Genomic DNA, 6,413 nt, shown 5'->3' with positions numbered 1-6,413 from the left:
ATCGTCTTCTTTGACTGTGGCGGCTTGAGCGTTACTGGTGATGACGGGCTTATCGTTAGTCCCGGTGACCGTAATTTGTACCGTTTCAGTAACTGTTGCGCCTTTGTCATCGGTAACGGTGACGAGCATAGATTCGGTGTGCGTTTCACCTGCGGCCAAATCTTGGTGGTGTTGGTTATCTAATGTATATGTCCAAGTGCCTGAGTCAGTATTTAAGGTGAAATCACCATAAGTACCGTGCTCACTGCCTGCGGTGTAGGTCAGTTTAGAGTTATGGTCGACATCTGTTGCCAATACCTGACCACGAGCAAACAAAGTACCGTCTTCATTGACGCTGCCTGTGTGTGTGTCCGCATGTAGTACCGGCTTATCATTAGTTCCCTCAACTGTCACGCTCACTTGTTGAGTGGTGGTAGCACCTTGATCGTCAGTGACCGTAACTAGCATAGTTTCAACGTGAGATTCACCTTCCGCAAGCGCTTGATGGGCGTTGTTATCTAAGGTGTAATGCCATTTTCCTGAGCTTTGATTTAAGACAAAGGTACCGTACGTACCTTTCAAGCTATCGGGGGTGTACGTCAATACTGCATGGTGGTCCACATCCGTTGCAGTCACTTGACCGTCAACAAACAGCACGTCATCTTCTTTGACTGTAGCGGCCTGAGCATTACTGGTGATGACCGGCTTATCGTTAGTCCCCGTAATTGTCACCTGAATATTTTCTGTGACAGTAGCCCCTTTATCATCCGTTACCGTAACCAACATAGATTCAGTATGTACTTCGCCCTGCGCAAGTGCTTGATGATGTGCATTATCGAGCGTATAGGTCCATGTTCCAGAATCTGGATTTAAGGTAAAACTCCCATAGTTCTCATGATGATTTCCAGAGGTATAAGTCAGTTTATTGTTGTGATCAACGTCGGTTGCTAAAACTTGACCTCGGACAAATAACGTTCCATCTTCATTAACGTCACCAGTGTGTACATCTGAATGTAACACTGGTTTATCGTTCGTGCCTTCAACAGTAACAATAACTTGTTGAGTATTCATCGCACCTTTATCATCAGTGACAGTGACCAACAAAGTTTCTGTATGAGACTCGCCCTGTGCAAGTGCTTGATGCGCATTATTATCTAACGTGTAATGCCACTTACCTGTACTCGAATTTAAACTAAATACACCATAGTGCCCCTGCAAATTATCAGGGGTATAAGTCAATACAGCGCCATGGTCGACGTCAGTTGCCGTTACTTGCCCCTGAACAAATAAAGTTCCATCTTCTTTAGTTGCGCCGTGTTGTGTTTGGCTAGTGATTACAGGGGTATCATTAGTACCTTGTACGGTAACTGTAATATCTTGGTAAACAGAAACACCCGCAGTATTGGTAATGGTCACATGTAACGTTTCTGTATGTGTCTCACCAAGTGCAAGATTTTGGTGATGGCTATTATCTAAGGTATAGCTCCATTCACCGCTGTCTTTATCTAAAGCAAATTCGCCATATTGACCATGTACGTTATCAGGCGTAAAAGTAAGCCCAGTGCCTTTTTGTGCACTATGAGCGTCAATAGTTCCATGGGTAACTAACGCAGTATCTTCTTTAACAGTACCTGACTCTGGAACGCCAATGACAGGAGGCGTCAAATAAGAAGTGTTAGGCTGTGTAGAAGTATTTGTGTTTGAGTGCGAATCAGTAGTCGTCACCGCCGCCGTAGTAAACTGTCCGTAACTAAGTACACCAGTTAATGGTGTCACGAAGTTCCCATAATGATCGATGTAATGGTAATGGTGACCACCGGTATTTTCAGTTTGATGCTTTGGCAAAAATTCATCAGTCACCATGGCAGGTTGAGTCGTTGGCTGAGGATTGACCGACTGCTTACCTTTTACTTCTGCTTGTTCATAGCTTTGAGGTTGGGAATGCTCCACATACTCAGAATGATGGATACGATCTGAAACACTATGTTCACTGTGATGCCCAGCATCAACCACGTGATATGACGGCAAAATAAGAGCCATAGAATTATTACGCGCGAAGTAGGTTTGCGGAATAACTAGACGACGTGTTTTCCTTACACGTTTAATCTTAGCGTCACTCTTTGATACTTCTGTCGCTTTTTTGTTTTTGCCTAAATCTGCCATTAATTTTACCGTCACTTTTTGCGCTTAGTTAAAGTATGGTTCATTACTACTAATTTGATAAATATTCGCTCGAAAATCATAAGATTATGATTAAGCCTAGTGAGTAAGTTGCATCATACACAGTTAAAAACATCCAATATATTTCATCGAGCATCACTCATTGTTAATTATATGGGGTGTCTTCTATTATTTGCATTTACACATCCGACACACCATTTTAATCGTTACTCTCAGTGGTTTCAGTTTTACAAAGTTAGATTCCGATAAAAGCACATGACACAAACATTCCTATTACTTTCATATTTATACGAAGTTTAGCTTCTTAATGTTTTAATGATTTTTTGTTCGGGTAGATATAAAAATGCCAGTTATCGATGGAAAACCAGTATGCGAGGTCACGGTTGGTGTAGATGTGTCGGCTCAGGCTCATCACTTACAGTCTCTACTGTGGCATGAGTAACAAGGGTAGGATTGGCAATTTGGCAAGTTATTTAAGCGAAGAAGCACTCTCACCTCTGTAAATATGGGGCGAGAGTGAAATTAGAAATGTATGAATTTCAATTTATTAAGATGCGCAGATTGAGAAAATTAATTAAACTAAGAAGGTTATTTATCAGCCTTTCCTGCTGGCCCCGCTAGTTTCGCAAGCCATCGGTCAACAATAAGTGGCGAACGGCCGTCATCTTCCGCACTTTCTTTACGTCGAACTGCATCTCGCACCATCATCGCGCCCATCCAACGCATTGGCTCAGGTGGGAAATGACCTCTAGGACCGCCCGTTAAAGCGCAATTTGCGTACTCGTTTTTAATCCCCAATGCCATGGCGGACAAGATTTTGCCGCCGATACGAGTCTGGGCGACGCCATTACCGGAGTAACCTAAACCATAGAATATATTCGACTGATTTTTGATATTGCCAAAGAATGGAAAGCCCGTTGTTGAGCGATCAGAGCCTCCGGTCCAATTAAACTCAATCTGTTCACGACCTAAATTAGGAAACAGTCGATCAAAAGCACCTTGTAACAGCTCAAAATAATGGCTTTGACAATTGAACATAGGTTCAACTTGGTTATTAAAAGAGAAACGGTTGCCCCCTTTGCCAAGCATTAAACGTCCATCCACGGTATCTCGGTAGTAATGCACAAAAATTCTAGAATCAACAACTGTTACTCCATCAGAGAGACCCGACTGCGCAAGTTGACTGCCCAAAGGCTTGGTAATCACCATGTCTGACGACACCACTACTATGCTGTTTTTGAACTGCTTAAATTTATCCACCATCCAAGCATTAAGCGCCAATACCACCTTGCCTGCTTTTACTGAGCCTTCATGGCTATACACAGTCGCAGGTTCACCATATTCGATACGTGTCATTTCGCTATTTTCATAGATTTCGACGCCTAAAGACAGTGCCACGCGGCGAAGCCCTCTTGCCAGTAATGCAGGCTGAACACTACCGGCCGCTTGCGAGAAGTGTCCTTCTATATTACGAGCAGAGCCCGTATTTTGATTGAGTTGCTCGGTGGATACTTTCTGCCAACTATTAAGGTCTTCTTTATCGAGTTTCTCTAATGTCGAATCTAGTGCGCCACATTGGGCTGAGTTTGTGGCAGTGTAATAAGTGCCGTGTCTTCTAAGGCCTGCGTCTATGCCATGCTCTTTACAAAACGCTTCAATCTCATAAATCACTTGCTCAGACTCTAAGACTAAAAACTTTGCTCGCTCTTCACCAAACATCTTACACATTGAAGAATATTTAGCCGCCCAAGTCAGCATACAACCGCCATTGACGCCAGATGCACCTGCGCCACAAAAACTCTTCTCTAGCACCACAACTTTGGTTTGTGGCGATTGTTGCTTAATAAGAATCGATGTCCAAAGTCCGGTGTATCCGCCGCCAACAATGCAAACATCCGCGTCAATATCTTGATGCAGAGATTCAGATTCTTGCCAGTCAGGTTGTTGCTTTGCTTCAGTAATCCAAAAACATGGGTGTGTTTCTACAGACATGTTGCACCTACAGTTGTATAATTTTTAGTCGAATCGCCATGGTATAGGCGTAAAAAAGGCTTCCGCTTGGAAGCCTACGGGTCTTTAAAAGCCAGCGATTATTTCAACAATATTAATCTAATAGCTTAGATGCCGACTCAATGCAGATCGCATCATGTCGCCAATATTCTAAATCACAATCAATCAAACCAGCGTGCTTATCGTAGTTAAGACGCTGCACTAACATCGCAGGCGTTCCCGCTGTGGCTCTGAGTTTTTGTGCCACGTTGCCAAACAATGAGGTTGTACTCACCCGATAACGGATCTCTGAGTAACGCACGCCAAACTGCTCACGATAAATATCAGTCAAAGACGATGATAAATCACAGTCAAGCAAGGTTGGTGTTAGCGCCGGGATCACATAGTTCTTCACAAACACAACCGGACGCTGCTCTAAATAGCGCACACGCTCTACTTGAAATACATCAGAAAATGCCGGTAAACCTAGCAATGCCGACACATGTTTATCTGCCAGCACGCTTTTGGCACTGATCAATTCCGTCAATGGCTCACGGTTTTGTAATTTCGCCATATCGGCAAAATTAAGCGCAAGCGTTGGGTCGTAGCGCAATGGCGCAGGAGAAATAAACCAACCTCGACGATCTTCTCTGTATATTCTGCCCTCTGCTTCAAGCAGCGATAATGCCTCGCGCAACGTCACGCGAGTCGTATCAAAAAGCTCAGCAAGCTTTCGCTCAGCGGGCAATTTTTGTCTTGGGCTAAGTTGTCCTGACTCAATTTGTTCTACGATAACGTCTTTAATTTTTACGTACTGCACTGATTTTCCTTTTATCGTTTTCGCCAGGCTTGTGTTTTCTTTCCTAGTAACTTATCCAAGCCAATATGTACTAGCTTTGCCACTGCGGCTGAAATCATGATCATTACTGCCATTGCCGCTGCTGCACCCGTTTGGCCGGTATCGTCCATATTTAACACTGAAACAGACGCTGGGATGGTGTCGGTAGAATATAAGAATACTACCGCCGAGGTCGTGGTTAAAGCGTTGATAAATAAGTATATAGCAATATCTAATACCGCAGGTAAACAAACTGGAAGTGTCACCTTAAAAAACAATTTATATTGCGGTAATTTAACCGATGCTGCGGTTGATTCAATTTCAGCAGGAATTTGTTTCAATGCTGTAATCGCGGTCATATGCCCAACGGTATAATAGTGAACCACCGTATTCACCACCAAAAATGCCATGGTGCTATACAAAAAGTTTAATGGGTTATTCGCATCATTAAAGTAAAAGATGTAACCCAAGCCCAGCACCATTCCTGGTACGGCCATAGGAATAACACTGACCATTTGCATTGCTTGGCGTAAAGGCGCAAACCGCGTCCTTTTTCAATACAATAGACACCAATGAAGATAATCACCGTACCAATAATTGCAGCCCAACCCGCCAAAGTCAGAGAGTTATAATAAGGGTTCCAGCCATAAGTGCTCAGTTCGCTAAAGTTATAATTACTTAAAGTCAGCGCCTTATTCCACGGCCAGAAAGTGACTAAAGAGCCGTACACCGCCATTCCTAAAACAGCCAACACTGCAACACTAATGGTGATGCAATACAGCAAACACAGTCCGTCACGTAACGCATGAGGCTTTGGTTCGTAGGCCACAGAGCGTGTATCAAATAAGTTCTTTTGCTTCTTTTGCACCCAACGATCCACCGCGAATGCAAATACCGCAGGCAGTAGTAGCAAAATACTGGTAACGGCACCCATGGCAAAATTTTGCTGGCCAACAACTTGTTTGAAGATATCGGTTGCCAACACGTTGTAGCTACCGCCAATCACTTTCGGCACACCAAAATCACACACTACCAGTGTAAAGACCACAATTAAGGTACTAATGACGCCATATTTTGCTGCAGGCAAAGTGAAGATAAAAAAGGTTTTTAATAGTGAGGTTTTTAACGCTCGGCTTGCTTCATATAAGCGTGCATCCGAGGTGCGCAAAGAGGTAATTAATATCATCAATGCGTGCGGGAAAGTCACCTGCCTAGAGCAATGGCTAGAACAGCACCCTAGCTTTAAAGAGCATCACATCGTGTTTTACTCCGATTCTATTAACGATAAGCCCATGTGTTTGCGTGCCGATAGCACATTTGTGGTCAACCCTTGCCCGCAACTTGCCGTAGCCGCGCACATCAATGGCTGGCCAGCATTAAACTGGGCTCTATAAGGCAATGCATGCTTGCTTCACCTAGATACTTC

The 6,413-nt window shown here is 43.7% G+C and carries 4 protein-coding genes and 1 pseudogene; 1 reads left to right on the top strand and 4 read right to left on the bottom strand.

Translation table 11 applies throughout. The annotated features are described in order from the left end of the window. The 4 genes and pseudogenes from VHA01S_RS13350 to VHA01S_RS13335 form a co-directional block, all read right to left on the bottom strand. Nucleotides 1–2,142: VCBS domain-containing protein (locus VHA01S_RS13350; protein ID WP_119006083.1), on the bottom strand; the 2,142-nt coding region annotated here is incomplete at its 3' end. 606 nt (nucleotides 2,143–2,748) lie between these two features. Beyond that, nucleotides 2,749–4,152: an FAD-dependent oxidoreductase gene (locus VHA01S_RS13345; protein ID WP_023404894.1), complete on the bottom strand. Its 1,404-nt coding sequence runs from the start codon at nucleotides 4,150–4,152 to the stop codon at nucleotides 2,749–2,751. A 112-nt stretch (nucleotides 4,153–4,264) separates the two neighbouring features. Next, nucleotides 4,265–4,969 (bottom strand): phosphonate utilization transcriptional regulator PhnR, encoded by a 705-nt coding sequence (phnR, locus tag VHA01S_RS13340; RefSeq protein WP_023404893.1) that lies wholly within the window; start codon nucleotides 4,967–4,969, stop codon nucleotides 4,265–4,267. 11 nt (nucleotides 4,970–4,980) lie between these two features. Beyond that, nucleotides 4,981–6,191 (bottom strand): annotated as a pseudogene (locus VHA01S_RS13335) (putative 2-aminoethylphosphonate ABC transporter permease subunit); the annotation flags it as partial. On the opposite strand from VHA01S_RS13335, the gene VHA01S_RS18505 reads away from it, so the two are divergent. After that, the gene (locus tag VHA01S_RS18505; RefSeq protein ID WP_162890998.1) at nucleotides 6,148–6,381 is read left to right on the top strand and encodes an HAD family hydrolase; all 234 of its coding nucleotides are present in this window, start codon (nucleotides 6,148–6,150) and stop codon (nucleotides 6,379–6,381) included. The pseudogene VHA01S_RS13335 and the gene VHA01S_RS18505 sit on opposite strands and share 44 nt — an antisense overlap. The last annotated feature ends 32 nt before the right edge of the window (nucleotides 6,382–6,413 follow it).

The organism is Vibrio halioticoli NBRC 102217 (assembly GCF_000496695.1).
GTDB lineage: Bacteria > Pseudomonadota > Gammaproteobacteria > Enterobacterales > Vibrionaceae > Vibrio > Vibrio halioticoli.
This window is presented reverse-complemented; position numbering and strand designations above follow the sequence as displayed.

What these genes read in the sequence shown, in the direction of transcription:
- VHA01S_RS13345 (WP_023404894.1), bottom strand. Translation starts at nt 4,152, where the DNA reads ATGTCTGTAGAAACACACCCATGTTTTTGGATTACTGAAGCAAAGCAA.